The organism is Micromonospora sp. NPDC023888, from assembly GCF_040639415.1.
Classification (GTDB): domain Bacteria; phylum Actinomycetota; class Actinomycetes; order Mycobacteriales; family Micromonosporaceae; genus Micromonospora.
On record NZ_JBEZZW010000012.1, the window covers coordinates 105,035 to 129,742 of the forward strand.

Consider the following 24,708-nt stretch of genomic DNA (forward strand, 5'->3'; position numbering starts at 1 on the left):
CAAATCACGAGAGGAATGAGCCTGATGCTGACATCGAACCAAGCTCACGGCATGAACTATGCCGAGGCAGCCCGAGAGATAGCAGCTCGACTTGCGGTTGGTAACGATGACATCGCCGCCGCGGGAGCTCTCCAGCTAGCGATCGAGGCGTGGAAGTGCCTGGCCGGTACGGACCTTGCTTGGGATCGTTATGGCCTGGAGCTGCTTGACGTCCGAGCGAGGCTCTACTCGGATCACGACGACGTGGTTGTTGATGCTGGGGCGCCGGTCCGGGATAACGCTGAGACTCGCCTCGCCGTGACCACGCTCCTGGAGCAACTCGCGCGGTACCACGATCGTCTGGCCGCGGATGATGGCGACGACCTTGCTGGACGGCTGAGCCATGACGCGGGCGCCCAACAGCTGCGACGCGCGGTCGCGGCCCTGGTATGACCGTCGGTCAGTGGTACAACGAGGCCTACCAGGCCTTACGTACCGCGTCTGCCGCAATGGGTCGGAGCCGTACCCTGGCTGCGGCCGACATCAACGCCGCAGTGATTGCCAGGTCTGCCATCTACACACAGTTGGCTCGAGCAACGGTGCTGCTGGTTGGCGGCCGCCCGGCAGCGGAGGCGCTAGATCGAGCCCGTGCCACAGCCATGCTGGCTAGACACGGGCAGAGTTTGACCCAGCTCTACGTCGGGCTTCAAGCCGCCGCTGTCGTTGATCGACAGTTTCCGTCCTCTCCCGCCGCCGTGGTCGCCGAACCGGCGCGTTCGCTGCGTCGGGCTGTCGACGCCATCGGCGTGATCGGTGACATCCTTGCCAGTCACGTCCCGCCCGGGCAGACACCTCGCACTCCCGAGGGGCTCGCGGTTCGAGCTGGCGGTGGCGTCCAATCTGGCCTCGCCGACATCGCCCGGCTCACCACGGCCGCGATCATGATCGACATGGCGCTGCCGGGGTGGCTCGACCAGAGGCGGGACCACCTCATTGAGATCTACCGGCCGGCGGCGGAGGCCGCCAGGTGGACCGCCAGCAGCCGCTTGAGCGCGGTCGCCCGTGAGTTGATCTCCTTGGGTCGCGGACAACCCCGGCTACACGGGCTCGACGTTGCCCGGCCTCCGTTGAACCCCGCGCCGGCCGTCAGTACCGCGGATGACGCGGTCGCAGCCGTGAGCGCAGCGCGAACCTGGATGTGGCAGAACACAAGGGAGTTGACGGGTCTTCACCTACAGCTCGGGACTCAACTCGGCCTGACGGTGCGTGTGCTATCCAGCACGGGCGACCCGGAGATGATTGGCGGCTGGCGTCAGGCAGCCATTGCCGCTGCTGACCTGCGTGCCACCCCTCCGGTTGGCCCAGCCCGCGACACTGCTGCCGAACTGACAGAGGTCCTACGGTGGCTTCGATCTTTCGGCAAGGGCGACCATGGTGGGCCGGGTGGGCGACGCCTCCAGCAGATTGCACGCCTCAACTCGGAGCTTCCGATTATGGCGGCCACGCTTCACAGAGGGCTTTCGGCTGCCCTGCAGCGCCGCGACCTGTTCGTCAGGGACGAGGGCGTCCTGCAGCGTCCTGTTGGCTCGCTCGTTTTTCGCGCCGCCGAGCGCTGGCGTCCCGCCACGAGAGGCGACGACATCGTTCAGGATCTCACCCGCGCGCTGGTGCAGGGGCAGGACGCCCGCAGTCATCGCGAAAACCGAAGCCCGTCGGCCAGCGCTTTTCCGAGCCCACCACGGCCCAGGGCGGCGGTCTCTGGTTCGTCCTGCGCGGGGTTCGATCCGTCGTCCGGGCCGACTGTCCGCCGGTCGCGGTGACCTCGTGCTGACTGACAGTTCGAGCCTCGCTGCTCTACGGATTGAACTGACTACTGTAGGCTCGCACGATCTCGGGGGAGGGCACTGATGGGCAAGCTTTGCGTCGAACCGCAACTGCTGGCCGAAGCGGCGCTGGTTCCGGATGACGTCGGCGGCTACGTGCTGGAGCCTGCCGCACCGCCGGTGGCGACAGGCGCGCCTGCCCGCCCGTACCTGGCCTGAGAGGGGCGGTCATGGCGGGAACCTGGGAGCGTTACGTCCGCGAGGTGACGCTGTCGGCGGACCCGGAGGCGGTCGGTTCCCTTGGCGTGGGGTGGAGCAACATCTCCACCTCACTGGGCTATCTGCGGGACGCGCTGGTGGGGCGTTCGTTCGTTGGCCCGGTCGCGCCAGGCACCGAGCGCCCGCACACCGATGGTCTCCCCGGCATGCTCGCTGCATGGAGGGGCAGCGGGGGCGACGCTTACCGGGAGCACCTGAGCGATATCGGCAAGGGCATCGAGGATTTGATCATCAGCGCGAGCAACGTCAGCGGGGCCCTGTCGCGGCTCGAGGGCGACGTCAGTAAGGCGGTCGCCAGCATCCCGATCCCGCTCGGGGATGACTTCGGCATCAATGAGTGGAGCCTGCCCAACGGTGGAGAGCTCGATGGTGCTCAGGACGGCGAGAGTGCCTCAGCCTTCCTCGCCGCGTTGCGTAAGGACTACCAAAGCGATCCGGCGTCGTACGCCGACGGGGCGTTCCGCGAGAAGGCTGACGACCTGGAGGCGACCATGCAGGTCGACGGCCAGGCCAACGACAACAAGCGGGGCGGCTTGTGGGACACCAAGTCCCACCTCAACAACTGGTACCGCGACAACCAGCAGGCGGCCGACAGCGCTGCCGCTCCGCTGAGCAAGGCGTTAGAGGTCGAGCGGCCGCGTCTCGTCGTGCCCGGCGCCGAGAGTGGCAAACCACACGACGGTTTCCGCCCTCGGACTCCTCCGTCCGGTTACTCCCCCAGTGAAGTGGATGGCGCCTCGGCTGCTGACGGCTCGGGTCTCGGTGGCGGCTCAGGTCCTGGCAGCACGGGCGTCATCGGTCACGCCTCCTACGGCGGTAACCACTCGTCCGTCGCGGCGCCGTCGGCCGCTGGCAGCTTCGGCAGCGACCGCGCTGGTGGCGGCGCGGACGTGCACCTCACCCCTTCACCGCGCGACGGTGGCCCGGGAGCCGACCTCGACCTCGACCTCGGCACCAGCCTGGCCGGCGCCGGTGGCCCGGCCACCGTGGGTGGCGGCTTCAGCGGTTCGGCGGGCCTGGGGCTCGGTAGCCAGGGCCCGACTGGCGTTGGAGGAGTGCTTGGGCTCGGCCCGCCGAGCGGGGCCGGCGGAGGCGGCTTCGGTGCCGCGGGTGGGGGCAGCCCTGTCGTCGGTGGCGGGATCAGCACGGGCGGCATCCCCGGCATGGTCGGCGGTGGCAACGGCAAAGTGCCGCCGATGACCAGCGCGGCCAGCGCGCTACGCAACGCGACCGGCGTCGGCCGCCACGGTGCCAACGCGGGCGACTCGCGGGGCAGGGCAGGCGGGATGATCGGCGGTGCTGGAGCCGCTGGACGCGGCGGTGGCGCAGAGCACGACGACTCTGGTCCCGGTTCGTCATGGTTGACTGAGGACGACGACCCGTGGCGCGTCGATGACACCGGTTCCCCGGGCATCCTGCAATGAGGACGGACTGATGAGTGTGATCATCGGCGTGCTCCGGCCTGTCGCGGCCGGCCTGCTGGCCGTGCTCCTGGCTGGTGCCGCCGCCCAACCTGCCGTCGCCGCACCCCAGCGGGCCGAGCAGTGGTACCTGGACGAGCTCCGCATCGATCAGGCACACAAACTTTCCACCGGGCGTGGGGTGATCGTCGCGGTGGTGGACAGCGGCGTCGACGCCACCCACCCCGACATCCGGGGCCAGGTCCTTCCTGGTGGTCGGAGCTATGGTGCTTCCGGCGACGGCCGCGCCGACGAGGAAGGCCACGGCACCCACATGGCCGGCATCATCGCGGCGACGAACGCCGCGGCCGACGGTGTGGACGGGATCGCCCCGGGCGCCAGGATCCTGCCCATCAAAATCAAGAAGGGTAAGGGTCCGGCTAGCGACCGGGCGCAGGCCCAGGGCATCCGGATGGCGGTCGACGGCGGTGCAACGGTGATCAACCTGGCTGTCGGGAGACCGGGTGCCGCCTCCCCAGAGGAGGAGCAAGCCATTGCGTACGCCCTCGAGCGGGATGTCGTCGTGGTCGCCTCTGCCGGCAACACCGCCATGGGAGAGAACGCCGTCATCTCACCGGCAAACGTTCCCGGCGTCATCGCCGTAACGGGTACGACCCGCGGCGGAGGCTTCTGGTCCGGCTCCGTACAAGGGCCGGAGTCGGTGGTGTCCGCCCCTGGCGATGGCATTCTCAACATCGGCCCGGAGCAAGGCTACGGGTGGGGTGACGGGACCTCCGACTCCGCCGCCATCGTCTCCGGCATCGCGGCACTGATCCGATCGAGGTATCCGGACCTGGACGCGGCGAACGTGACCAACAGGATCATCCGAACCGCGCGAGACGCCGGACCGGCGGGCCGGGATCCGCAGTACGGCTTCGGTCGGGTCGACCCGGTCGCCGCGTTGACGGCGGACGTGCCAACGGTCTCCGTGAACCCGTTGCTCGGTCCAGCAGCCCCGGCCAGCGGCACCGCCCAGGCAGCCGAGGATGACAACTTTGACGTGACCAAATACGGCGATCAGGGCGGCCCCACCGACCAGCAGGTCGTCGTAATCGCCGCCGGAATCGGCCTGGTGCTGGTGGTCCTGCTAGCGCTGACGTTCTTTCTGATCTGGAATCGTCGCCGTCGTGGCCGAGAGGCCGTTGTCCAGGCAGGTGCGCACGACGAACTGTTCGACGAGGTGTCCTCTGGTGGCTATCCGCAGCAGCCCCGCTGATTCGGTCGGAGCGGGCGAACGTCGTAGAGCTGATGCTCCCTGCCGCACTGGCGCATGGGTCTGCGGTGATCACTGAGGGCAGCGAGCCGGTGACGCCCGTTGATAAGGTCACCGCCATGATTGCGCTGCGACGGGAGGCTCCCCCGTCGGACACCCGCACGACCCCGCTGGCGGCGGTCCGCACGACTGCTGGAAAGGACCGATCCGATGACCTCCGGGTCACGAAAGCCCTCAAATCCTGACGCACCCGCTCCCGCTCCTGACGTGGATGTCTACTCGCCGGACCGGTCCGTTCGCATCGCCGCATCGAGGCAGGGTGATGTCGCGGTCGAGGTGGACGGCCTGCACCGCCACACGGATGACTCGCTGGCTAGGCAAGTGCGGGCGGCGGCCAGGATCGCGTTGGCCTCACTGCAACCGTCGGCACGCGACGGGGAGCCTCCCGTGTACGAGCGGCGATCTGGTCGGTGAGGGGTCTGATGAGCAGGAAGAAGCTGGCCGTCGTGGCCGGCGTCGTCGTCCTGGCCCTCGGGTTGCTCGGCGGTTGGCGGTGGTGGCCGTTCGGCGACGACGAGGTCGTTCCCTCGTGCGGTGAGTTGGCTGCAGCCCTACCGGACGTCGTTGCGGGGTCGTGGACCCTGACGCGTACGGAGCCGAAGCGCGAGGCTGACAGGTCGAGGGTCCGCTGCGATCTCGACTTCACCTCTGCTGATCAGTCGTATCAGGGCAGGGTCGTGCTGAGCGTCATCGAGAGCAATGACGAAGCCTTCCTCCGCAGCACGGCCACGACCGGCCCGTGCGAGGGCGAGCAGGTCCCGAACCCGAGCGCGGCACGATACGAGGTGGCGCGTTCCTGCTCGGCAAAGATCAATGACAAGGTTTACGCAGGTGTCTTCCTGGCCTCCGACAAGCGTTACGCCCACATCCTCGCGGACTTCAGCAACGCCGGTTCTACGGTCGAGCAGCTCGTCACGTACGCGAACACCAGCGCCCAGCGCATCACCGATCGGGCGATGACGTTGCAGGCCACGGATTAGGAGGACGCCGTGGGCAAGTTGGAGCGCTACTTCGAGGACGTGGCTCGGATCAAAGCCGAAGGAGTCTCCGCCAACGGTTGGGTGACGGTCGTCCGAGACCGCGACGGTGACCTGAAGGTCGACATTCGGCCGGGGATGTTGCGCCGGTGCAATCCGGACCAGGTGGCGTCCGAAATTCGGACGGCCCTGCTCGCGGCGGTGGCGGATCATCGGCGGCGGTACCGCCAGTTGCGCATCGACTACTTCGGCTCGCCCGTTGGTGTCGAGCTGTTCACTCCGAGCGAGCCAACGCAGGGGGAGGGGCACACAGCATGACCACGGATACGTCAGCCCTGCGGGTCGAGTCGCGGGCCCTGGTGGCCTTCGGAGTGGAGCGTTACGAGGACGCGGTGACCTACAGCGCCGTTCGCCGCTACGTCGGCGACGTCGGTGCGATCCCGGTCGCCGCCTGGGGCACGCTCGAGGGGATTTCCGACAAGCTCAACCGGGACTGGGCGACGGCCCTGGGTAGCAGATTGTCCGAGGCGGCCATTGCCCGTAACGAGATGGAACGTATCGCAGACGGGCTAATGCAGATCGCCGCCGACTACGAGGGCACCGAGCTAGACGTCGCCACCAACCTCGACGTGTTCAACCGGGATCTGGGACCGTATCTGCCGCTCGGCGACGGCTACGGCAGCAGCGTACGAGTCCGTCCAGGTGGCGCAGGCATCCTGTCTCAACCGCACGACCGCAGACTCCCGGACGACCAGCCGGTGTTGGTGATCCCGGACGGCAACGACCGGCTGGGCGCCACCCGCAACGAGCGGCTGCCGCGGACCCGTGTCGTCGAGGAGCCGATCACCATCGGCAGCAGCGACGGCAACAATCTCGGCTTCAGCGGCGGCCGGACCACCTACTACGAGAACGGTGAGGGCGACCAGCTCGACACGTTTATCCACGAGCACCGGGACACGCTTCTCCAGCTGGAGGCGATCCTGATCGAGCTCGGCACCGGCGACCGCCTTCCACTGACGGACCTGATGGTCCACGCCTGGCGCTCCGCGCCCAAGGTGATCTGGAACCGGGCCGACCTCTTGCATTCGGTCGCCGGCACCTACGCCGAGCTGCGTGCCGAAATGGACGGCGAGCTGAAGAACCTCAAGCTTTACTGGGAGGGCAGCGCCTCGCAGGCGTTCAGCCAGTACGCCGAACGCGCCTCGGCCTACCTGCTTCAGCTCGAGACCCAGACGCGCTGGCTGGCCGAGGAGGGTAAGAAGGCCGCCAGCATGCTGGAAGGCCTCCGCAACGCGTACGCCAGCCTCGGCTACCAGCACATCGGCAAGCTCATTGAGGCCCTCAAGGGCTACATCGAAGCCGTCAACGGCCTCTTCTCGTCGTGCTCGAACCCGGAAGCCGCGCTACAGAAGGTGGTACAGGAATTCGTCACCTTCCTGTTGGAGGCCGAGCGCCTGCACGTCGACGCCATGGCAGACCTGATCAAGATCGACGAGCAGGAGCGTAAGGAACGTCCCGACCTCGGCACCCGCAACCACACCACGACGCCCTTCCCGCAGGCCGAGGTGGGCGCCGATGGATGGTTGGACGGCGGCAAGTGGGCTCCCCGCCCGGACCGCCCTGCGGCATGACCGCACGCCTCCGCAACTCGTTACAGGGGAAAATCGAGGTGCTCGCCCACACTCGCTAACTACGCCGACGCGGCTCATCGGCATGCGCGTCGGCAGCGAACGCCAGCGACGATGGGGTCAGCCCGACGCCCGTAGGACATCTCGACACCGTGAACGTCTGCGATTGCAGCAGCAACTGCGAAACCGATCGTGCCTGTTCAGCGCCTGGCAAGAGCGCCGCGGATTCAGGCGACTGGATCGCCGGCAACAGCGGTATTCGTGTCTTCGGGTCTCTCGATCAGCCACTTGGACATCTGCCACTCGTACGGCGCGGAGGACTCGTCGAACTTCACACCGAGATCCCGGCGGGCAGCGGTGTAAAAGCGACCTCGCGCCTGACCGGTAGCCCGAACTGCCTCGTTCCACGTCAGGTCACTGGGCTGGCCCACAGCCAGCCGCATGAGGCGGAAGGTCACCTGGTGCCACTCCCGGGCAGCTGCGACTACCGCGTCGTCACCCAGCATCAACACTGCCTCCCATCGAGTCGTCCGGTTCTCCTCCGCCATGAGTAGATCTGCTTCGTTGATTTCCCCACCGAACCATAGGTCGTCCTCGTAGACGCCCCGTTTCGCGGCGAGGCGTACCGCGATCGAGATGACCTTCTTGACGGCATGCGCATAGTCCGAGTAGGCGGTGATCCGTCGCTCATCCCAGCGGGCCGCCTGCTGCCGGCGCCAACGACCTCGCTCCTGCGCCGTGGTCGCGACGTACGTGGCGAGGGCGCCGATGAGAAGACCTACGAGAGCGGGCAATTGCAGCAAGAACAAGCGCATGCCGAATCCAATCTCGGGACCACACCGAGCGTGCTCAGTGTTGCGAGACCGCACAACCCCAAAGAAGACAGAAGCGGTCACGGCTTGGTGCTGGTCACTGCCAGGTGACTGTGATGGGGTGATGCGGCCGGGCGAGGACGAAGCGTCCGACCGAGGCGTCCGCTTCGACGGGAGCATCGGGAATCTCGAAGCGGACTGTGCGGGAGCGGTAGGTGGCGTTCCAGGTGCGGATCTCCTCGCTGACCTGGTACGCGAGGTCCCGTCCGTTGGGTCCGTGGCCGATGACGCCCACCTCATAGAGTCTGCTGCCACCCGGCCTGGCCGGCGTCGGCCTGGTAGTGAGGTAGGCGAAGTCGGCGTCGCGAGTGGTCGCCATCGCGCCCCACGAGAACATCGGGATGACGGCGCCGCGTTGGACGGCCGTGTGCTCCACGTTCATCGGCATGATGGCGTTGTCGAGGCGGCAGGCCAGCCAAAGGTCCATCCACTCGTGCGGCACCATCGGCGGAAAGAAGACGTCGGTCCAGATCTTGCGGCGCTCGGTCTCGAGTATGCCGGCGAGCGCTGCAGCGTCAACTTCCTGATCTTTGTGCACCTGCAGGATCACGTCCTGCTCCGGAGTGAGGGAGACGAGTCGGCGGGCGTCGTCACCGATGCCGCGCAGCGGCATGAACACGGCCAACTCACTGCCCTGGTCGCGCCACCCGCCGTCGTACCTCTCGAAGGTGATGGACCGGCAGGCGGCCCCGCGCAGGCGCAGCGGCGCGACGAGTCGTCCGTCGGGGGCGAGCTGCTCCAGCCACGCCGTCGGCGTCTCGTAGGCGCCGACGGTGGCGATGATCCGGTCGTAGGGGGCGCCCTCGGGGTGGCCGAGCGCTCCGTCGCCGTGCATAACGTCGACGTTGGTGAGGTCGGCGGCGGCGAGGTGTTCGCCGGCCCCGACGACGAGGTCCTCCTCAACGTCGATGGTGACGACGCGTCCGGTGTCGCCAACGATGGCTGCCAGGAGAGCGGCGTTGTAGCCGGTACCGGCGCCGACCTCCATGACTCGGTGGCCCGGTCGGGCGTCGAGTTGTTCGAGCATCATGGCCACGATCCGGGGTTGCGACGCGGCGCTGATCAAGGTGCCGTAGCCGTCGATTTTGGTGGGGACGGGACTGTCGGTATGCGCCTGCTCCAGCGGTACTCCGGGAAGGAACAGGTGGCGCGGAATCCGACGCATCGCAGCCTCGACGGCGGGCGTGCGGATGATGCTCTCGGCGCGTAGTCGCTCGGTGAGCGCGATGCGCAGGTCGACGGCTTCACGAAGCGAAGTCACCTCGTCGGTGCTGGTGGTCTTGGACTTGGCTTTCGGCAGGATGTTTCTCGCCATTGGTCCGTCTGCCATATCTTCTTCCGATCTGAGCTTCAGGGGCCGCCTTGACCCGAGGTGTTGCCGCGGTAGCGCTCCTGGGGGCAGCAGCCCCACCATCCCTTGTGCGCGGAGGCTGGAGTGCTGGTGGCTGTTGGGCGGGTGACTCAGGGGTTCGCGATGGTCCCGGTGCTGGCGGTGTGGCCGCGTTCGAGGATGAGGACGTACGAGAACAGGCCCGACCGGCGCCCTGTCACTCGCTCCTGAGCGGCGAGGATCTCGCCGCTGTTCGGGTCGATCACGAGTTGCGACGTGGAGCTGTCGGCGGTTACGGAGAAGCCCAGGCCGGGACGTCCGGCGAGATCAGTGGTCTTTCCGAGGTATTTGATCTGGGGGACTGTGGCGAGGACTCTGAGGCTTGCCGCCCGTTGCTCTCGGTTGAGGTATTGGCTTGTGGCGAGCCCGACGACACCGCCGGTGAGTATCCGCGGGTAGGCAGGCTCGGCGGCCAGTTCGCGGGGTGCCAGCGCACCGGCCAGCGTTTCCGTGTCGGTCGGAAGCGGTCCGGGTAGGTGCGGATGCAAGGTGTTCACCCGGTACCGCGTCAAGGTTTCGGGCGCCTCCGCAAAGAGTTGCCGCTCGTCGCGTTTCGGCTGATGGTCAACGTCGGATAAATCGGGAAGCCGCCGGGTGATCTCTTTGCCGGAGCCGTCGGCGTCGCGGCGCCACCGCCGCACGTCCGTACGAACGATCATGTTGGTCGCGCGGGCCCATGTCTGGGTGTGCAGATAGGTGTACGGCAGATCGGCGGTGCCGTCGGTTGGTGTGGTGGAGATGCTTTGGGCCAGGGCCATCAATCGCTGGTGTGGGGTCAGGTTTGGGCCGGTCGAGGTCGCACTCGACGTGGTATCTGGCTGACTCTTGGGAGTCAACGATGTGGCTGGGCCCGGTGTCTGCCCCGCTGGCGTGTCCGACCGGCAGCTGGTGAGAAGGACGCTTCCGAGAAGACTGACGACCATGCAGCGGGTGATGGCGGTAGAGCTGACCATAGGTCTCTGATTCCTCGCTGGTGTCTGAGTAGGTCGGAACCCGGTGCAGGAGCCGTCGCCGAGGCGGGCTTGGCTCGGGCGTTAACTGCTGATCAACCGAGCTGACTTGACGTCGTCGGGCGGACGGCGCCCGTGCGGGCGATGCGGCGCAGTGGCCAGAGTCGGGGCCCACTCGGCAGGTGCAGCGGCAGGCCCGCGAGGTAGCCGTTGGCCTGCAGGAAGTCCCGGGCGGCCTGGTTGGTCACCACTGTGTCCACCGGGTAACCGAGTTGGTCAACGATCTGGTGGTGACGAGCGAGCAGCTCTGCGCCGATGCCCTGCCCACGGCGGCTTCGTGCCACGTACAGCCAAGCCAGCCACTGATGCGGCGCATCGGATCGGTAGCTGCCCACCAGCGAGCTGAGCTGCTGGAATCGGGGTAGCGCGCGCCTTGTGAAGGTGCCCAGATGGTGGTCGGACAACACCGGAGCGTTGTCGGCCGGATGTCGCCGCCACACCGCGACGCCGCTCATGTCCGGCAGCAGGTCGACGTCGCCCCACTCAACGGCGTGGTCAATTTCTGTTGCCAATAGCCCCTGGAAGACGGCTTGCCGCTCTGTTGGGTCGGGAACAAGCCACTCAGCCACCGGGTCTTCGGCGAGGCTGTGAGTAAGGAGAGCGGTGATTGCAGCTACATCATTGGGCTGCCCGGGTCGTACGAGCAGGGTCGTCACCGCGGGGGTCACAGGGCACTCCGGCGTGGCAGCGGTCCGCTTGCGGGGAAGCCCGCAGGCCGGGTGGCAGCGGGTTGCCCGCGCCACATCCGCCAGATCGTCGGCCCGGCGGTGGGAAGGATCAACGGCGGACCCGCCCGGTACCCGAGTCTGACGTATAGCTCGCGGTTGCGGACGTTGCTGGCCTCCAGGTACGCGGGCATGCCGAGCGCGTCGAGCTGGCGGTGGTGGTGGCTCAGCAAAGTTGCACCGACTCCGCGATTCTGCTGCTCCGGGTTGACGGCGGCGTAGGCGAGGTAGTGGTGTGGCTCGCTTGGGTGGAACGCCTCGAACACCGCGTCGAGGAGGGCAAACTTCGGCGCGTACACGCCGGTGGCCGCTTCCAGCGCTGCCGGGTGCTCCAGCAAGCTGGGCGGGGGTTCGGGGCGCGGGTACCAGATTGCGACGGCGGACAGATCTGCGGTGGTGTCGACGTGACCGTTGTCGAGGGCGTGGTTCAGGACCAGCTCGAAGTACCGGCGGTAGACGGCGCGGCGGTCAGTGTGGTCAGGGACCAACCAGTCGGCTACGGGTCCGTCGAAGAATGCCTCGGCGAGGACGGAAATCAAGTCCTCCGCGTCGTCGCGGCCTGCCTGGCGCACCTTCACGCTGGTGCTGATGTCGGTCATGATCACTCCTAGCTCAAGTCAGCGGGCTGGCGGACGGCGGCAGGGCCGCGGAGGGACGCGATGGCGCTCTCCGCACCGAGGCCGATGGCGTCGTAGACGTCCGGCTTGGCGGCCCGAAGGATGAGTGCCCAGGTCGCGCCGAGAACGGCGACCACGGCGTACGTGGCAGGGATGAGCCAGCGCAGCGGCGAGTGCGGGTGAACGCCGAGGAGGGTGTCGAACTCCTGCACAGTGACGGCGAGGATCGCCGCCAGCGCGACCGTGGCGATCAGCGGCGCGACGACGGCCCGCCAGGGCCCCTCGGTGTGTCTGATCCGGGCGAAGAAGCCGACCACTGCGGCAGAGGTCGCGGTCATCAGGGCCAGGACGCCGAGGCCACCGGTCACCGTGACCCAGAAGAAGAGGTGCACGATCGGGTCGGCGTTTGCCACCGCGTAGCCAACGAGTACGACCACCGCGACGACGCTCTGGATGATCGAGCCAACCTTCGGTGCGCCGGTGCGGTGGCTGGTCTTACCTAGCGCGGCGGGGAGCACCCGCTCACGCCCGAGGGCGAACAGGTACCGGGCCACGGTGTGGTGAAACGACAGCAGCGCGGCGAACAGACTGGTGATGAAGAGGACGCGGCCGATCGTGATGACGCTCGTGCCAAGGTGCGGCGCGACGAGGTTGAAGATCAGATCGGTCCCGTCCGCGCGGGCGGCTTCCACGATCCGGTTGGGACCGGTGGCTACGGACATGGCCCACGCCGACAGGCCGTAGAGCAGACCGGTGATCACCACGGCGATGTACGTGGCGCGCGGTACGGTCCGGCGCGGGTCCTTGGTCTCCTCGCTGAAGACGACGGTGCCCTCGAAGCCGACGAATCCTGTGATCGCGGTGACCAGTGCGGCGCCGATTCCGGCGGCGAAGATGTGCGACGGGGAGAGGGTGTCGAAGGTGACCGTCCCGGTTGCGGGGTGGCCGATCATTACCGTGTCGAAGACGAGTGCGACGGCGCACTCGGCGACGAGCATGGCTGCCAGGACCTTGCCGTTCAGGTCGATGCGCAGTAGACCAAGAACGGCTACGACGGCCCAGGCGATCAGAGCGCACAGCCACCAAGTGGTGCGCCAGCCGTACTGGCTCTGCAGGAACTGGGCGAGGACCGCGCCGAACCCGCCGTACAGGCCGATTTGCATGGCGTTGTAAGCCAGTAGCGCGACCATGGCTGCGGCCACGCCGGCCGGGCGGCCGAGTCCCCGGGTGACGTAGGTGTAGAAGGCGCCGGCGTTGACGATCCGCCGGGACATGGCGACGTAGCCGATCGCGAACACGGCGAGCACGGTGGCGACGACCAGGTACGACACGGGGATGCCGATCACGCCGGTAACGGCATACCCGGTGGATGCTCCGCCGGCGATGACGGTGAGTGGCGCGGCCGCGGCGATCACGAAGAAGACGACGGAGGGGATTCCGAGTCGGCCGCGTGCCAGGACTGCTGTAACCGGGTCGGGTTTGGGATGGGGCATGGTTTCTCTTTCGCCTGGGGTGTCTGGTGCGCCGGACGTCAGGTGGTGCGGTGGCTGAGGACGCCTGCGCCGATGACGCTGCTGAGGTCGGCGAGGAGGTCGCGTAGCGGTAGCCACGATTGGTTGACGAGCTGGCGCAGGTGTGTCTGCGCGCTGTAGGGCGCGCCGTCGAGTAGAGCTGTGTCCAGCTGGGTGTGCAGCGCCAGTCCGGCCAGCGCAACATCGAAGTGGTCGAGCTGCCGGTAGTTGCGTACCTGCTGCGACAGTCGTGCCCAGGACCAGGCGGCAGTGTTGATGTCTGTCGGCAGGTAAACGGTGCGCTGCCGCCAGAGCCGGCTGACCTGGTGCTGTTGGAGAAGCCCGACCTGCCACATGCGTGTGGCTACCTGCTCGTAGGCGGCGGTGGACAGAAACGTCAGCCAGGTCCGGGTGTCGGTGTGCTGCGGCTGAGCGATCAACCGGTCGAGAACGACGTGTTGCAGCCAATCGTTTGGCGGGATCGTCCGAAGGACATGAACCTTCCCGTGCTCGAACGTGATCCGGCGCATGTAGTACAGCTCGGCCAGCAGCGCGGCGGCGAGGCCTGAGGCGAGTGCGGTGTCGAAGAGCCGGGGCCGGCCGGTCTGATCGTCGTGCGCCATGTAGAAGAATTCATTGGCGATGCGAGGGGTGACTGCGGCAGCGATACCGACGGCTCGCACCGGCCGACGTGGCGGTGCCGGGTCGTTGTAGATGGGTATGGCCTCTTCATGCGCTGCGCCAGGTGGTCTGTTCACCGCGGCTCGCCTTTCGGAGGTGAGTTGTCGGCGGCGAGGAGGAGCCCGAGCCGGCGGAGGAGGTCTCGGCCCCCGGCGTGGTGGGTGAGCTCCTCCACTGCCCAGGCGTGCTGCTCGCAATCGTTGTCCCTGCAGTGGAAGCAGGTGCGGTCATCTACGTGCTGGAGCACCGTCAGGCGGGCCGCCTCGAAACGGTCGACGGGACGGTCGCTCTCGTCGGTGCTCGTCACGGCGTCTGCGTGATCTGGTGTAGCGCGGCGACGCTGACACGCAACTCCATACAGGGCGGGTGTAGATCAACCTTGAGGTAGTCGCATTGGGGTCGGTGGCCGCGTACCCAGATCCACTCTTCACTGAGGTGGGCGAGGTCGGTTCGGAGCCAGGCGACGACGACATCGACGTGCGTGCCAGGGGTCAGGTCCCGCCCGAAAGACCAATCGTCGGGGCCGATCCTCAGCAGCGTCCCGGGCTCCACGCTGGGCAGATTGCCGGGGTCGCTCATGGTGCTGGCGTCTCGTCGCCCTGAGGGTTGGGACGGATCTGCCAATCGGCAGGCACCCGATCAAGACCGGCCCAGAAGGCACGGTTCTCTGCAGCGAGCTCTTGAGGGGAGGCCTGGTTCGGGCCGGCAGTGCCGGTCCGGTTCCATCCGCCGTGGTGACCGAACAGCGTCGCCGCGCCTTCGCAGTCGATGCCGAACGGCCGGTACTGCCGACCGTCCTGTGCTGGGACGAACCACTTGATTCGCTTCGCCACCCTCATCTCCCCTCACTGGCTGGGCGCGCGGCCGGGATCCTCCGGCGCTGGCCGCACATCCGTCCGGCGGGTGCAGGGACCGACTCGCGCGGGGGACGCGACGGGCCCCTGCACCCTGTTCGCTGGGTAGTGCCGAAACAGGCACCTGCCCAGCTGGATCTCGGGCGATTGAGCGACCGCTCGGTGGGCCTGGCCCACCCTGCAAACAACTGAATGCGACTCAACGATCACTGAATGCTGTGCGACTGGGAATGCCGACCTTTGGTCTGACCTCGTATACCGACCTCCGGTCCGACCATCCTCTGAGCTGCGCATTCATGGCTGCGCAGGAACCGTCTACAAGATCGTTTCGCTGTTTGTCGGGGTTACATTGAGGTCACCGAGCCGGCCGCATGGTCGACCGGCTTGGGACGAAGCCGTGGAGGCCGCCGGTGACCAGACCCAGTCCGTACGTCCGGCGACGATGGCTTGGACGCGAGATCAGGCGCCTGCGCAACGAGCACGGGCTGGCCGCGGAACCACTCGCACGCGCGGTCGGATTTCCGCGGCAACAGCTCAGTGCTCTAGAGAATGGGCGCCTCGGCCCCGACGTCGATCTGGTCAGCGTGATCTGTGACTACCTGGCAGTCGGCGCCAACCGGCGCACGGCCATCATGGACGCGGCGACCGACGGCTGGGCGCGGGGATGGTGGACGGCGCACGCGGAACAGATGGGTGCCCGGCAGGCCACCTACGCCGACCTGGAGAGCGGCACCACAGCCATCACCGAGTACGCCCTGGCGTTGGTTCCCGGTCTGCTCCAGACGAAGGCGTTCGCCGATGCTCGGCTGCGGAGTGACCCTGGCCGTCACCCCGAGACCTTCGACCCCGTCGCAGCCGTGGCTGCCCGTGCGCACCGGCACCGACTGCTACTCGCCGCCGATGGGCCGCGCTACGACGTCGTGCTCGACGAGATCGCGATCCGACGCTGCGCCGCCGACCCACACATCGTCGCCGACCAGCTCCGGCACATCGTCGCCGTCTGCGCTGCACACCCAACCGTGACCGTCCGCGTGCTACCGATCGACGCCTCCATCAAGGGCCACAGCGCGCCCAGGTCCGCGTACTCGATCTACCGCTACCGCGACACGCCGGACTGCCTGGCTGTCGCCGCCGACACGCTCACGAGTGATCTGATTTACACCGAGCCGGATGAGGTCCAGCCCTATCTGAGCCTGCACAGTCGGCTGAAGGCCGCCGCGCTTGCACCTGACATCAGCATTCATCTGCTCCGCGTCACGGCGCAGGATTTGTCACCCATCAAAGGAGTTCCGGCATGACCTCGCGATACACGAGCTGGCGCAAGTCCACCCGCAGCGACGATGGCAACTGCGTCGAGGTCGCCAACGCCGTCGACGGCACTGTCGGCGTGCGCGACTCGAAGGACGCCACCGGTCCGACACTGGAATTCCGCCCCGCCACTTGGAGCGCTTTCACCAGTGGCCTCCGGGCCGGCAAGTTCAGCCTTTGATACCGCCGAGCGTGCACTGCAGCCCCATACGGTGCGGCTCGACCTTCGACGTGAGGGCTTGATCCCAACGGAACCGTGGCCCTCTGGGCCCGATGTTGGCATCCTGTACATCGAATCCACATGGCTTCGAGTAGCCGACCAGCAGCAGCGAAGCGCCCGCTACGGGCGGACGTGAAAGGGGGAGCCGGTGTCACGTCATCCCGATACCGTTGTCGACCTCGGTCGGCAGCCCAGAGGTGACGGCGACGAAGGTCTCGGCCTTCACCTGCGTAAGCGCCGGGAGCGGTAGTGCCGCGCCACCCGGATACGGTGATCAGCCCGAATACCCTGCTCAGCGGCGCCCGCCGCCGTCTTGCCTCACCTCGGCGGCCAGGTCAATCACTGTCGCGCAGCGAGCTGGCCGACGCCGTCAACGCCGCTCTCGATCGGCTCTACCCCGGCCGGGTCCTCACCGCGCACTACGTCGACTCTCGCTGGATCGGCAAACTCGAACGTGGCGAGCACCGTTGGCCCAGCGAAGAGCGTCGCGCTGCCCTCCGCCACGTTCTCGGTGCCACCACCGATGGCCAACTAGACCTCTACAGCCCGCGGCGTACCGACGTCACCACTACCGCCAACCGACGCACTGAGCAGCCGGTGCCGGGAAGCTGGGATGAGACGATCTATCAGCTGCGCACCCAGTGGCACCTGCTGGTCCAGAACGACAAGCTGTTCGGACCGCAGTACGCCCTGATCGGGGTCACGGCTCAGCTCAATCTGCTCGACCGGCTGCTCAACGACGTGCCATCGTCGTTTCGTCCCAGCCTCGTACGCCTGGCGGCCCAGTACGCCGAATCGGCCGCGTGGCTGAACCACTCACTCAACGACGCCCCATCGGCCCAGCATTGGACACGGAAGGCGCTCAACTGGGCAGATCAGATCGCTGATCCAACCATGACAGCGTGGGCGACGTACCGCAGCAGTCAGCACTGGCTTATCGCCGGCGAGCCGCGGCGTGCTATCGAAGAGGCCGAAGCTGCAATGCTGCAGGACAAGAAGGTACCCAGTCCGGTGCGCGCAGCACTCCGCGTGCAGCATGCCCACGCGCTCGCCACAGTCGGCGAGCATCGCAAGGCCATGCAGCTCCTGGACAAAGCGCATGAGTGGGCCGCAGACCGCAGTCCAGGCAAGCCCGAAGGCGAGCACGCCTCCTACTGCACAAGCGGCTACATCGAGGTTCATCGAGGCACGTGCCTGAGAATTGGACGTCGGCCGGAGGAGGCCATCACGGTGCTCGACGCTGCGCTGCCGTCGATTCCATCGATCCACCGCCAGGATTTCACTGCAGCCCTGCTGACCAAGGCCGCAGCCCATGTCGCGGCTGAGCAGCCTGAGCAAGCCGCCGCCACGGCACATATCGCCCTACCGATCGCTCGGCGAGCCGGATCGCGCCGGATCCTGCACCAACTCGGCCAGATCGGCTCCGCTGTCGATAAGCACCGCCACTTGGCCGACGTCCGTGCGTTCCTCGACGACCTTGTGGAGACTGCCTGATGGCCTCCGACCTCGAGCTGTCCGCGATGCGGCACGCCATCACGCTCTCCGCTCTTGGGCTGGGCACCACGAGCCCGAACCCGCCCGTCGGGTGTGTGATCCTGGATCAGGCTGGGACGGTAGTGGGCGCGGGGTTCCACCGCCGCAAAGGAGAGCCGCACGCTGAAGCGCACGCTCTCAACGCAGCGGGAGGTGCAGCCCGAGGCGGCACGGCTGTCGTCACGCTTGAACCTTGCAACCACGTCGGAGTCACGCCGGCGTGTCGCCAGGAGCTGATCAACGCTGGCGTCTCCCGGGTGGTCATCGCCGTCATGGATCCGACGTCCCGCGGTGAAGGTGGCGCCTCGATGCTCGCCGCCGGAGGCGTCGAGGTCGAGACTGACGTGTTGCGCGACGAAGCCCTGACCGTCCTCGAGCCGTGGCTGACCGCGACCGTGCGCCGTAGGCCGTATCTGACGTGGGCGTTCGCAGCGGATGGTGGACATCAATCGTCGGAGGAAGAACGGCTCCTGCTCGACCTTCGCGCCAACGCGGATCTCGTCCTTGAGGGCAAGACCGTCGACGAGGGCATCCCGGGAGGTCATGCTAGCGCCCACTTCGCACTGCCCGGTGATGCCGACATCGACGTAGGCCTTTCGCAGTGGCTGTCAGCCGCCTATGAAGGCGGCGTACGCAGCGTGCTTGTAGTCGGTCACGAGCACGTTGCCGCTATACGACCGCACCTGCACGACGTCGATGAGATCGTCGTCTCTGTGCCGCGCAGTGACCCGTCTCGAGCGTTGGAAGTGGTCCACCCCGACCTCGTGCCGATCGGTTTCCGAGCGATCGAAGTCGCGGGTCATGCAGACTCGTTGACGTTCCGCATGCGACGCCTCTACGTGTAGCGCGGATAAGGTCCGCGTCCGAACACCTGCTTGTCACCGCGGCCCTCAGTAGGAGAACCATCGATCACGCATCGATCGCAAGGCCTACTGCCGGGAGGCGGCGGTTATGGCTCGCCGCACTGACCTGCCGAGAAGAGTGCCGCAATCTTGCGACATGCGGACGACTGATCGCGGCACCGTGGCCTCGCAATTTCGCCGGGATCTACCGTCAGCGGCGTAGTTGCCGATGGCCTTCCATCACCTCCCGCACCTGGGCATCTTCGCCGTTCGACCTGACAAGGCAGTGCCTCATCGCTCCTGACGTCATCACACTGTCTTGCTGGCCCAGTAGTTCCGGTCGGGCAGTAGAACCCATTGATCGGCGGGGCCGGTGATGCATTGAGCGTCGACAGGGCGCAGGCCCACGAACGCGCACGCGTATGCGGGGGCCTGCAGCCGGTAGAGGTAGCTGAGTAGGACCATCTGGCTGGTGTCTGTGCTCCACGCGGCGCCGCCGGGGTGCAGGTCCCAGCCGATCGTCTCCCCATCGCGGTGGATGCTGCCCTGGTTGCCGCTTTTCGGGTTCGCGTAGAGGCCGTAGGCGACGGTGCCGGCGGATAGCAGCCGACCGATCAGGGGTGTCTGTGGCTGGTATCCCCAGGGCTGGGTGATCACGCAGCCGCCGGGCACATCGGTGACGCCCACGAGTAGCAGATCGTTCATCTCCGAAAGCCAGCCCCAGTCGTCCTCGTCGCCTGGCTCGGGCTCCTCGTCGACGTCGATGTCGACGTCGTAGTGGGCGAGGAGTTCGTCCTCGGTCATCGGGGTGCCGTCGAGCCGGCGGATCGCCTCGGTCGCGTCGATGCCCGCGACGCAGAGAAGCCCGGTCCCGTCGTAGTAGTCGACCTGCAAACGTTCGCCCAGCTCACCGGCCAATGCGACGGCTTCGCGCTCGGCTGGGCTCAGTTCGACACCGGCAGGGGCGGCGCCGAACAGGTCGGGTTCGGGGCTTGCGAGGCTGAGCCGACCGGGTGACCAGCCGGCCATCATCGGCTGCCACGGGTCCGCACCAGCAGCCGCTAGCACGCGGGCGTTGTCGTGGCGCCGGGAGTGAACCGCCAGCCACAGCGGAGACCGGCCGTCGGACAGGCAATCGACATTGGATGCCGCCGCGGCCATCGCGGCCACGACTGCCGGCGGCCAGTGCTCCGCCGCGACGTGCAGTGCCGAGTCATGCCCGAGTGGCATGCAGGGATCGGCTCCCGCCGCCAGACGAGCCAGCACCTCATCCTCGCCGCCGCCCCACAACCGCACTCCGTCCCAGCCCGTCATGACCCTCCCTCCGGTCGCCTGTCAAGAAGCACGAGGTTAAACGGCGCATACGACACTGCCGCGAGCGATTGCCGACAGCTCCAGGGGAGCAGGGGCAATGGGGTTCTCGAGCTGCCACTTCTGCTTCCGACCGGACGCCACAGAACGTGACCAAGGACGGCAGCGCCCACCGTGCGATCGTGCCGAAAACGGTGCGTTGCACGAGGGGGCCAGACTTCGAAACACGTAAAATCGCGGCGTGACGGACTCGACGCACCATTGGCTCCCCGAGCGCCATCTCGGCGTCGCCGCGACGCTCTCGCACGCGGATGAGCTGATCGGACAGGTCGGCGATCTGCTCTTCGCCTACCAGACACAGGCCCAAGGCGTGCTCGGCTTGCGTGAGGTTCCGTTGGGAGCATTCAGTCGGACCGTTGTGGGCAGCGTGGCTCCGATCCCACGCAAGGTGCCCCTCCTCGTCGCCGACGCGTTGGTGGCACTGCGGGCCGCGCTTGAGCACACGCTGTTCGCCGAGGTCGAGTTCTTGGACGGTGCGTCGCTCGATGAAAAGGCGGCCCGCGTCGTGGAGATGCCCGCGTCGGACACATACGAGAAGTTCGAGGAGTGGACGAAGAAGCAGTTGCGTATCCGTCCGCCATCGCTTCGAGCTAGCAGCGAACTCGTGCGGCGGATCGATCGCCTGCAGCCCTTCCACCGTCAGAGCGATCCTCAGATGCACCCTCTGGCTCGACTGGTGCTCCACACGAACCACGCGAAGCATAGGACGCCCGCGATCACCGCGGTCCGCTTGGCTACCATGTACCAGGATGACCAGATGCCCCGCTCGGTACGCGACCTGCCACCGCGGCCCGAAGAGCCGCTGCGCGTGGGCGACGTCATCGCGGAGACCCCGATCGGCACCATCATCCCCGTCACGCTGTTTCCGACGGTCGGGATCAATCGACCGGGCACGGACCGGTGGCCGGTGCTGATGCAGGAGCTCGATGAGATCTCCCGTTGGGTCCGCACCCAGGCGGTGCCGCGCCTCGTCACGGGCACTGAGCCGCCCGAGCTGGCGCTGCCCACGCGCTATGAGATCGCCGTTGGTCATCAGGACGAACGCCGCGCGATGTCGATGGGTTCGACGACGTCGGCAGCAGATCGCCATAGTCGGCGCTTGAGCGCGGCAGTCGTCCGGACCGACCTGGTCGATCTGATCGGCCGGGTGGACGGCTCCCCGAGCGACCAGCAGATCGCAGGGTGGCTAGCCCAGCTGACCGATGAGGAGGTGCTCGATCGGATGTCGAGGCTGAAGGTGACCCATACCTACGACCCCGGCGTCATGCTGCATAACTTCGAAGTGCTGGAAGGGCTGCGTGACGAGGCTCTGGGATACGTCCGGTGCTGACGCCCGGTCTTGCCGACTAGACGTAAGTAAACACCCAGGCCATCAGCGGCTTGCGGCGCGACGGCGTCGCAACTCGCAGACACCTTTCACCTTTCTGCCGCAGACCGGGCATAACAGAACATGGACAAGGATGGCAGCATTCAGCGCGCGTCGTGCCGAGATCAGAGCGGCTGTCCCTGGCGCTCTGGATCGACCGTGTTATGGGCAGCGACGTTGTGCCGATCTTCGGGCCTGTTCACCAGCCACTTGGACATCTGCCACTCGTAAGGCTCGGATGACTCCCCAAGTTTCACGCCGAGGTCTTTGCGCACCGCCGTGTAGAACCGACCTCGTGCTTGACCGGCAGCCTTTACAGCCTGGTGCCACGTCAAGTCACTGGACTGTCCGACGGCCAACCGCATGAGGCGGAAGGTCACCTGATGCCACTCCCGCGCAGCCGCGACTACTGCCTCGTCACCCAGCATTAGCACCGCTTCCCACTTGGTCGTTCGCTCGTCCTCCGCATCGATAGGTTCAGCTTCGCTCGTCTCCCCACCAAACCAGAAGTCGTCCTTATAGACGCCACGCTTGGCGGCGAGGCGTACCGCAATCGAGATAACCTTCTTGACGGCATGCGCGTAGTCCGAATAGGCGGCCAGCCGCCGCTCGTCCCAACGGATCGACTGATGCCTGCGCCAGCGGCTCCCCTCCTGTGCCGCAGTGGTCATGTACGTCGCGACGGCGCCGACGAGCACCCCGACGAGTGCAGGTAGCTGAAGCATTAGAAGCCGCATGGCATATCCATCCTCGGAGGCGCGCTGAAGGGCTTCAGCGTGCCGTTCCAGCGCAAGCCCGCGTTCGACCCCGCACTGAAGCGGCCCATCGCTGAGACCGCAACTCCTGCCGGCTTGGACATTCGGGCAGTCGCGTGCTTCGGCCTGACACGGCCAGCCCAGCCGAGCGAGACGCTCGATCGGCAGAGAGCGATGGGCTGTCGTCGGTCTTGGGGCCAGGCAAAGCCCTTCGGGTAGAGCCAACGTGTGGCGCCGGGTGTCAGGGCCGCCCATTGCCTCGCGTCTTAGATCCACCTCTGACTTCCTGTGGCTGTCTCCCGCATGCAGGCGAATACAACGTGTTGCCAAGGATCAGTAGTCGGGCGATGCCGCAACATCGCCCCACCGTCACGGTGCATGTCAACTGCCCCGACGCGTACGCGCTTGCGCTCAGCCCAGCACGGTGACGAGCGGTAGGTGAACTCTCGCGGAGGTTTACACAGCTCGGCGTTACGTCGGACCGAAGGTCGGTACACAAGGTCGGACCACAAGTCGGCATTCCCAGCCGCAGCGCGCTGGGAGAGTCTGAGCGCACGCAGTGATGACGTCGGATTCGTGAGCTCTGCGCGTTACACGGAGGCTTACCTACCTCCCGACCGTCGGCCATGAGCGAGACGGGCTCGGTGCTCTAGCCCCGGTTGTTCGTTCCAAGCACAGGAGCCGCCGCAAGCCGTAGCGGCTCGAACACGTCGAAGGGGACGTTCATGAGCGTCGAGACGATAAACAGCGAGAGCTTGCGCCAAGCGATGGTCGATCAGCTGGCGACTGATCATGCCGACAAGGGCTTGACGCTGCGGCCTGAGGTGGAGGCGGCGATGCGGACGGTACCTCGCGAGCTGTTCACGCCAGGACTTCCTGTTCGGGAGGCGTACGAGAACAGGGCGGTCATCACGAAGCGGCGCGGTGAGGAGAACATCAGCTCCGTCTCGGCGCCGTTCCTCATTGCGGAGATGCTCGGCCAGGCGGCTGATGCGCTGGGCGGTCTGAGGGGCCGTCACGTGCTGGAGATCGGTAGCGGCGGCTACAACGCCTCGCTGCTGCGGGAACTTGTCGGCGCGGCCGGCTCCGTGACCACCGTGGACATCGACCCGGACGTGACGGACCGGGCCGTCGCGTGCCTCACGACGGCGGGCTACGACGATGTCAAGGTCGTGTGCGCCGATGCCGAGCATCCGGTCGAGCCCGGCCGCCGCTATGACCTGGTCATCGTCACCGCTGGCGCGTGGGACATCCCGCCAGCGTGGCGCGAGCAGCTCACCGACATCGGTGTCCTGGTGGTGCCGCTGCGCACGTTCGGGATGACGCGGTCGTGGGCGCTACGCCGTGCCGGTGTCGGCCTGGTCAGCGTGAGCGAGCGGCAGTGCGGGTTCGTGCCGGTACAGGGCGACGGAGCGTACGACGTGCAGTACGTCGACATGGCCGACGGGGTACACCTGCGCCTCGATGAGGGCCAGCAGATCCCCTCTCAGGGACTCGACAGCCTTCTCGAGACGCCCCGGCAGGAGGCATGGGCCGGAGTAAGCCTGCCACCACCCACCGTGCTGGCTGACCTGGACCTGTGGCTTGCGACTCGCATCGCCGCCGCAGGACAGGAGTTCGTGGTGCTGACCGCGCAGGATGCGGCCATCTCGTCCGGCGTCGTGGCGCCGTCGTGGCGGTTCGGGACGCCTGCTGTCCTGCTCGAGGACGGCACGTTCGCCTACCGGTCGGAGCTGCGGTGGACCGGCGACGCGTTCGATCTGGGTGCGTACGCCCACGGCCCTGACACCTCCGCGGCGGCTGCCGCAGCGGGGCGAGTGGTTGAGCACATGCGGGCCTGGGTGAGCGCCGGCTGTCCCGCGCCGGCGCTGCGCGTCGTGCCCGCGCAGACCCCCGACGGCGACTTGCCGGCCGGGACGGCTGTGGACAAGCGGCACAGCCGCATCGTCCTGGCCTTTACCAGTGAGGGAAGGGAGTCCTGATGGAGCTCGACGAGTACGAGGTGGGCCCGGAACACGTGGAGGGCGAGCTTAACCTCCGGCTGGTCGACGCCGGGCCGGCGTTGAGCGCGTACGCGACCGCCACCGACGACGGTTGCGGCTCCGGCAACACCGGCTCGAACGCCTGCTCCGGCGGCGGCAAGTAACAGCGATGCCGCGCGGTGGGGTCCGACCTCACGAGGTCGGGCCCCACCCTCATCTCTCCTCCTTTGCCCCGCCGGTTTCAGGAGCGCG

The 24,708-nt window shown here is 67.1% G+C and carries 26 protein-coding genes; 15 read left to right on the forward strand and 11 right to left on the reverse strand.

Translation table 11 applies throughout. The features are described 5' to 3' along the window. Window positions 1–15: 15 nt before the first annotated feature. From AB0F61_RS13745 to AB0F61_RS13780, 8 genes are all read left to right on the forward strand, one after another. Window positions 16–432 (forward strand): hypothetical protein, encoded by a 417-nt coding sequence (locus AB0F61_RS13745; protein ID WP_357808412.1) that lies wholly within the window; start codon window positions 16–18, stop codon window positions 430–432. Beyond that, window positions 429–1,799 (forward strand): hypothetical protein, encoded by a 1,371-nt coding sequence (locus tag AB0F61_RS13750; protein ID WP_357808415.1) that lies wholly within the window; start codon window positions 429–431, stop codon window positions 1,797–1,799. The genes AB0F61_RS13745 and AB0F61_RS13750 overlap by 4 nt, the downstream gene beginning before the upstream one ends. 87 nt (window positions 1,800–1,886) lie before the next feature. After that, window positions 1,887–2,021, forward strand: coding sequence for a hypothetical protein (locus AB0F61_RS13755; RefSeq protein ID WP_357808418.1), 135 nt, complete (start codon window positions 1,887–1,889; stop codon window positions 2,019–2,021). A gap of 11 nt (window positions 2,022–2,032) precedes the next feature. Beyond that, window positions 2,033–3,505: a hypothetical protein gene (locus AB0F61_RS13760; protein WP_357808421.1), complete on the forward strand. Its 1,473-nt coding sequence runs from the start codon at window positions 2,033–2,035 to the stop codon at window positions 3,503–3,505. Between the two features lie 10 nt (window positions 3,506–3,515). Continuing rightward, window positions 3,516–4,757, forward strand: coding sequence for a type VII secretion-associated serine protease mycosin (gene mycP / locus AB0F61_RS13765; protein ID WP_357808424.1), 1,242 nt, complete (start codon window positions 3,516–3,518; stop codon window positions 4,755–4,757). 503 nt (window positions 4,758–5,260) lie between these two features. Further along, the gene (locus tag AB0F61_RS13770; protein WP_357808427.1) at window positions 5,261–5,794 is read left to right on the forward strand and encodes a hypothetical protein; all 534 of its coding nucleotides are present in this window, start codon (window positions 5,261–5,263) and stop codon (window positions 5,792–5,794) included. A 9-nt stretch (window positions 5,795–5,803) separates the two neighbouring features. Beyond that, a complete protein-coding gene (locus tag AB0F61_RS13775) occupies window positions 5,804–6,109 on the forward strand; it encodes a hypothetical protein (RefSeq protein WP_357808430.1) in 306 nt (101 codons plus the stop codon). Beyond that, window positions 6,106–7,422, forward strand: coding sequence for a hypothetical protein (locus AB0F61_RS13780; protein WP_357808433.1), 1,317 nt, complete (start codon window positions 6,106–6,108; stop codon window positions 7,420–7,422). Before AB0F61_RS13775 ends, AB0F61_RS13780 begins: the two co-directional genes overlap by 4 nt. A gap of 224 nt (window positions 7,423–7,646) precedes the next feature. Here AB0F61_RS13780 and AB0F61_RS13785 read toward each other — a convergent pair whose 3' ends face one another. The 9 genes from AB0F61_RS13785 to AB0F61_RS13825 all read right to left on the reverse strand — a co-directional run bounded on the left by AB0F61_RS13785 (window position 7,647) and on the right by AB0F61_RS13825 (window position 15,058). Then, the gene (locus AB0F61_RS13785; protein WP_357808436.1) at window positions 7,647–8,234 is read right to left on the reverse strand and encodes a hypothetical protein; all 588 of its coding nucleotides are present in this window, start codon (window positions 8,232–8,234) and stop codon (window positions 7,647–7,649) included. A 94-nt stretch (window positions 8,235–8,328) separates the two neighbouring features. Beyond that, window positions 8,329–9,705 (reverse strand): methyltransferase, FxLD system, encoded by a 1,377-nt coding sequence (gene fxlM / locus AB0F61_RS13790; RefSeq protein WP_357808439.1) that lies wholly within the window; start codon window positions 9,703–9,705, stop codon window positions 8,329–8,331. Window positions 9,706–9,752: 47 nt separating this feature from the next. Beyond that, the gene (locus AB0F61_RS13795; RefSeq protein WP_357808442.1) at window positions 9,753–10,439 is read right to left on the reverse strand and encodes a hypothetical protein; all 687 of its coding nucleotides are present in this window, start codon (window positions 10,437–10,439) and stop codon (window positions 9,753–9,755) included. A 287-nt stretch (window positions 10,440–10,726) separates the two neighbouring features. Beyond that, complete coding sequence (locus AB0F61_RS13800; protein WP_357808445.1) at window positions 10,727–11,359, reverse strand: GNAT family N-acetyltransferase; 633 nt, start codon at window positions 11,357–11,359, stop codon at window positions 10,727–10,729. Next, window positions 11,356–12,015: a GNAT family N-acetyltransferase gene (locus AB0F61_RS13805; protein WP_357808448.1), complete on the reverse strand. Its 660-nt coding sequence runs from the start codon at window positions 12,013–12,015 to the stop codon at window positions 11,356–11,358. The genes AB0F61_RS13800 and AB0F61_RS13805 overlap by 4 nt, the downstream gene beginning before the upstream one ends. A gap of 8 nt (window positions 12,016–12,023) precedes the next feature. Beyond that, window positions 12,024–13,526: an APC family permease gene (locus tag AB0F61_RS13810; RefSeq protein WP_357808451.1), complete on the reverse strand. Its 1,503-nt coding sequence runs from the start codon at window positions 13,524–13,526 to the stop codon at window positions 12,024–12,026. Between the two features lie 38 nt (window positions 13,527–13,564). Continuing rightward, entirely contained in the window at window positions 13,565–14,302 is a 738-nt protein-coding gene (locus AB0F61_RS13815; protein ID WP_357808454.1) for a GPP34 family phosphoprotein, read from the reverse strand. Between the two features lie 226 nt (window positions 14,303–14,528). Continuing rightward, window positions 14,529–14,804: a hypothetical protein gene (locus AB0F61_RS13820; RefSeq protein ID WP_357808457.1), complete on the reverse strand. Its 276-nt coding sequence runs from the start codon at window positions 14,802–14,804 to the stop codon at window positions 14,529–14,531. Beyond that, a complete protein-coding gene (locus AB0F61_RS13825; protein WP_357808460.1) occupies window positions 14,801–15,058 on the reverse strand; it encodes a hypothetical protein in 258 nt (85 codons plus the stop codon). The genes AB0F61_RS13820 and AB0F61_RS13825 overlap by 4 nt, the downstream gene beginning before the upstream one ends. Before the next feature lie 431 nt (window positions 15,059–15,489). Between AB0F61_RS13825 and AB0F61_RS13830 the strand changes: the two genes are divergently transcribed. The 4 genes from AB0F61_RS13830 (at window position 15,490) to ribD (ending at window position 18,985) form a co-directional block, all read left to right on the forward strand. After that, a complete protein-coding gene (locus AB0F61_RS13830) occupies window positions 15,490–16,377 on the forward strand; it encodes a helix-turn-helix transcriptional regulator (RefSeq protein ID WP_357808463.1) in 888 nt (295 codons plus the stop codon). Further along, the gene (locus AB0F61_RS13835; RefSeq protein ID WP_357808466.1) at window positions 16,374–16,568 is read left to right on the forward strand and encodes a DUF397 domain-containing protein; all 195 of its coding nucleotides are present in this window, start codon (window positions 16,374–16,376) and stop codon (window positions 16,566–16,568) included. The genes AB0F61_RS13830 and AB0F61_RS13835 overlap by 4 nt, the downstream gene beginning before the upstream one ends. Window positions 16,569–16,856: 288 nt before the next feature. Continuing rightward, window positions 16,857–18,101, forward strand: a complete 1,245-nt coding sequence (locus AB0F61_RS13840; protein ID WP_357808469.1) for a hypothetical protein — start codon at window positions 16,857–16,859, stop codon at window positions 18,099–18,101. Continuing rightward, a complete protein-coding gene (gene ribD / locus AB0F61_RS13845; RefSeq protein ID WP_357808472.1) occupies window positions 18,101–18,985 on the forward strand; it encodes a bifunctional diaminohydroxyphosphoribosylaminopyrimidine deaminase/5-amino-6-(5-phosphoribosylamino)uracil reductase RibD in 885 nt (294 codons plus the stop codon). The genes AB0F61_RS13840 and ribD overlap by 1 nt, the downstream gene beginning before the upstream one ends. A 306-nt stretch (window positions 18,986–19,291) precedes the next feature. On the opposite strand, the gene AB0F61_RS13850 is transcribed toward ribD, so the two are convergent. Continuing rightward, window positions 19,292–20,296, reverse strand: a complete 1,005-nt coding sequence (locus AB0F61_RS13850; protein WP_357808475.1) for a hypothetical protein — start codon at window positions 20,294–20,296, stop codon at window positions 19,292–19,294. Between the two features lie 238 nt (window positions 20,297–20,534). On the opposite strand from AB0F61_RS13850, the gene AB0F61_RS13855 reads away from it, so the two are divergent. Beyond that, window positions 20,535–21,683, forward strand: coding sequence for a hypothetical protein (locus AB0F61_RS13855; protein ID WP_357808478.1), 1,149 nt, complete (start codon window positions 20,535–20,537; stop codon window positions 21,681–21,683). 161 nt (window positions 21,684–21,844) lie between these two features. Here the strand turns inward: AB0F61_RS13855 and AB0F61_RS13860 are convergent, their stop codons facing one another. Continuing rightward, window positions 21,845–22,456, reverse strand: a complete 612-nt coding sequence (locus AB0F61_RS13860; protein WP_357808481.1) for a hypothetical protein — start codon at window positions 22,454–22,456, stop codon at window positions 21,845–21,847. A gap of 743 nt (window positions 22,457–23,199) precedes the next feature. Here AB0F61_RS13860 and fxlM (AB0F61_RS13865) point away from each other — a divergent pair. Both fxlM (AB0F61_RS13865) and AB0F61_RS13870 read left to right on the forward strand, forming a co-directional pair. Then, window positions 23,200–24,456, forward strand: coding sequence for a methyltransferase, FxLD system (gene fxlM, locus AB0F61_RS13865; RefSeq protein ID WP_357808484.1), 1,257 nt, complete (start codon window positions 23,200–23,202; stop codon window positions 24,454–24,456). Continuing rightward, a complete protein-coding gene (locus tag AB0F61_RS13870; protein WP_357808487.1) occupies window positions 24,456–24,620 on the forward strand; it encodes an FxLD family lanthipeptide in 165 nt (54 codons plus the stop codon). Before fxlM (AB0F61_RS13865) ends, AB0F61_RS13870 begins: the two co-directional genes overlap by 1 nt. The last annotated feature ends 88 nt before the right edge of the window (window positions 24,621–24,708 follow it).

Excerpts from the sequence above, each read along its gene's own strand:
- fxlM (WP_357808484.1), top strand. The coding sequence starts at position 23,200 with ATGAGCGTCGAGACGATAAACAGCGAGAGCTTGCGCCAAGCGATGGTC.
- AB0F61_RS13805 (WP_357808448.1), bottom strand. The coding sequence starts at position 12,015 with ATGACCGACATCAGCACCAGCGTGAAGGTGCGCCAGGCAGGCCGCGAC.
- AB0F61_RS13835 (WP_357808466.1), top strand. The coding sequence starts at position 16,374 with ATGACCTCGCGATACACGAGCTGGCGCAAGTCCACCCGCAGCGACGAT.
- AB0F61_RS13810 (WP_357808451.1), bottom strand. The coding sequence starts at position 13,526 with ATGCCCCATCCCAAACCCGACCCGGTTACAGCAGTCCTGGCACGCGGC.
- AB0F61_RS13780 (WP_357808433.1), top strand. The coding sequence starts at position 6,106 with ATGACCACGGATACGTCAGCCCTGCGGGTCGAGTCGCGGGCCCTGGTG.
- AB0F61_RS13760 (WP_357808421.1), top strand. The coding sequence starts at position 2,033 with ATGGCGGGAACCTGGGAGCGTTACGTCCGCGAGGTGACGCTGTCGGCG.
- AB0F61_RS13745 (WP_357808412.1), top strand. The coding sequence starts at position 16 with ATGAGCCTGATGCTGACATCGAACCAAGCTCACGGCATGAACTATGCC.
- fxlM (WP_357808439.1), bottom strand. The coding sequence starts at position 9,705 with ATGGTGGGGCTGCTGCCCCCAGGAGCGCTACCGCGGCAACACCTCGGG.
- AB0F61_RS13850 (WP_357808475.1), bottom strand. The coding sequence starts at position 20,296 with ATGACGGGCTGGGACGGAGTGCGGTTGTGGGGCGGCGGCGAGGATGAG.
- AB0F61_RS13755 (WP_357808418.1), top strand. The coding sequence starts at position 1,887 with ATGGGCAAGCTTTGCGTCGAACCGCAACTGCTGGCCGAAGCGGCGCTG.
- AB0F61_RS13820 (WP_357808457.1), bottom strand. The coding sequence starts at position 14,804 with ATGAGCGACCCCGGCAATCTGCCCAGCGTGGAGCCCGGGACGCTGCTG.
- ribD (WP_357808472.1), top strand. The coding sequence starts at position 18,101 with ATGGCCTCCGACCTCGAGCTGTCCGCGATGCGGCACGCCATCACGCTC.
- AB0F61_RS13795 (WP_357808442.1), bottom strand. The coding sequence starts at position 10,439 with ATGGCCCTGGCCCAAAGCATCTCCACCACACCAACCGACGGCACCGCC.
- AB0F61_RS13870 (WP_357808487.1), top strand. The coding sequence starts at position 24,456 with ATGGAGCTCGACGAGTACGAGGTGGGCCCGGAACACGTGGAGGGCGAG.
- AB0F61_RS13750 (WP_357808415.1), top strand. The coding sequence starts at position 429 with ATGACCGTCGGTCAGTGGTACAACGAGGCCTACCAGGCCTTACGTACC.
- mycP (WP_357808424.1), top strand. The coding sequence starts at position 3,516 with ATGAGTGTGATCATCGGCGTGCTCCGGCCTGTCGCGGCCGGCCTGCTG.
- AB0F61_RS13860 (WP_357808481.1), bottom strand. The coding sequence starts at position 22,456 with ATGCGGCTTCTAATGCTTCAGCTACCTGCACTCGTCGGGGTGCTCGTC.
- AB0F61_RS13785 (WP_357808436.1), bottom strand. The coding sequence starts at position 8,234 with ATGCGCTTGTTCTTGCTGCAATTGCCCGCTCTCGTAGGTCTTCTCATC.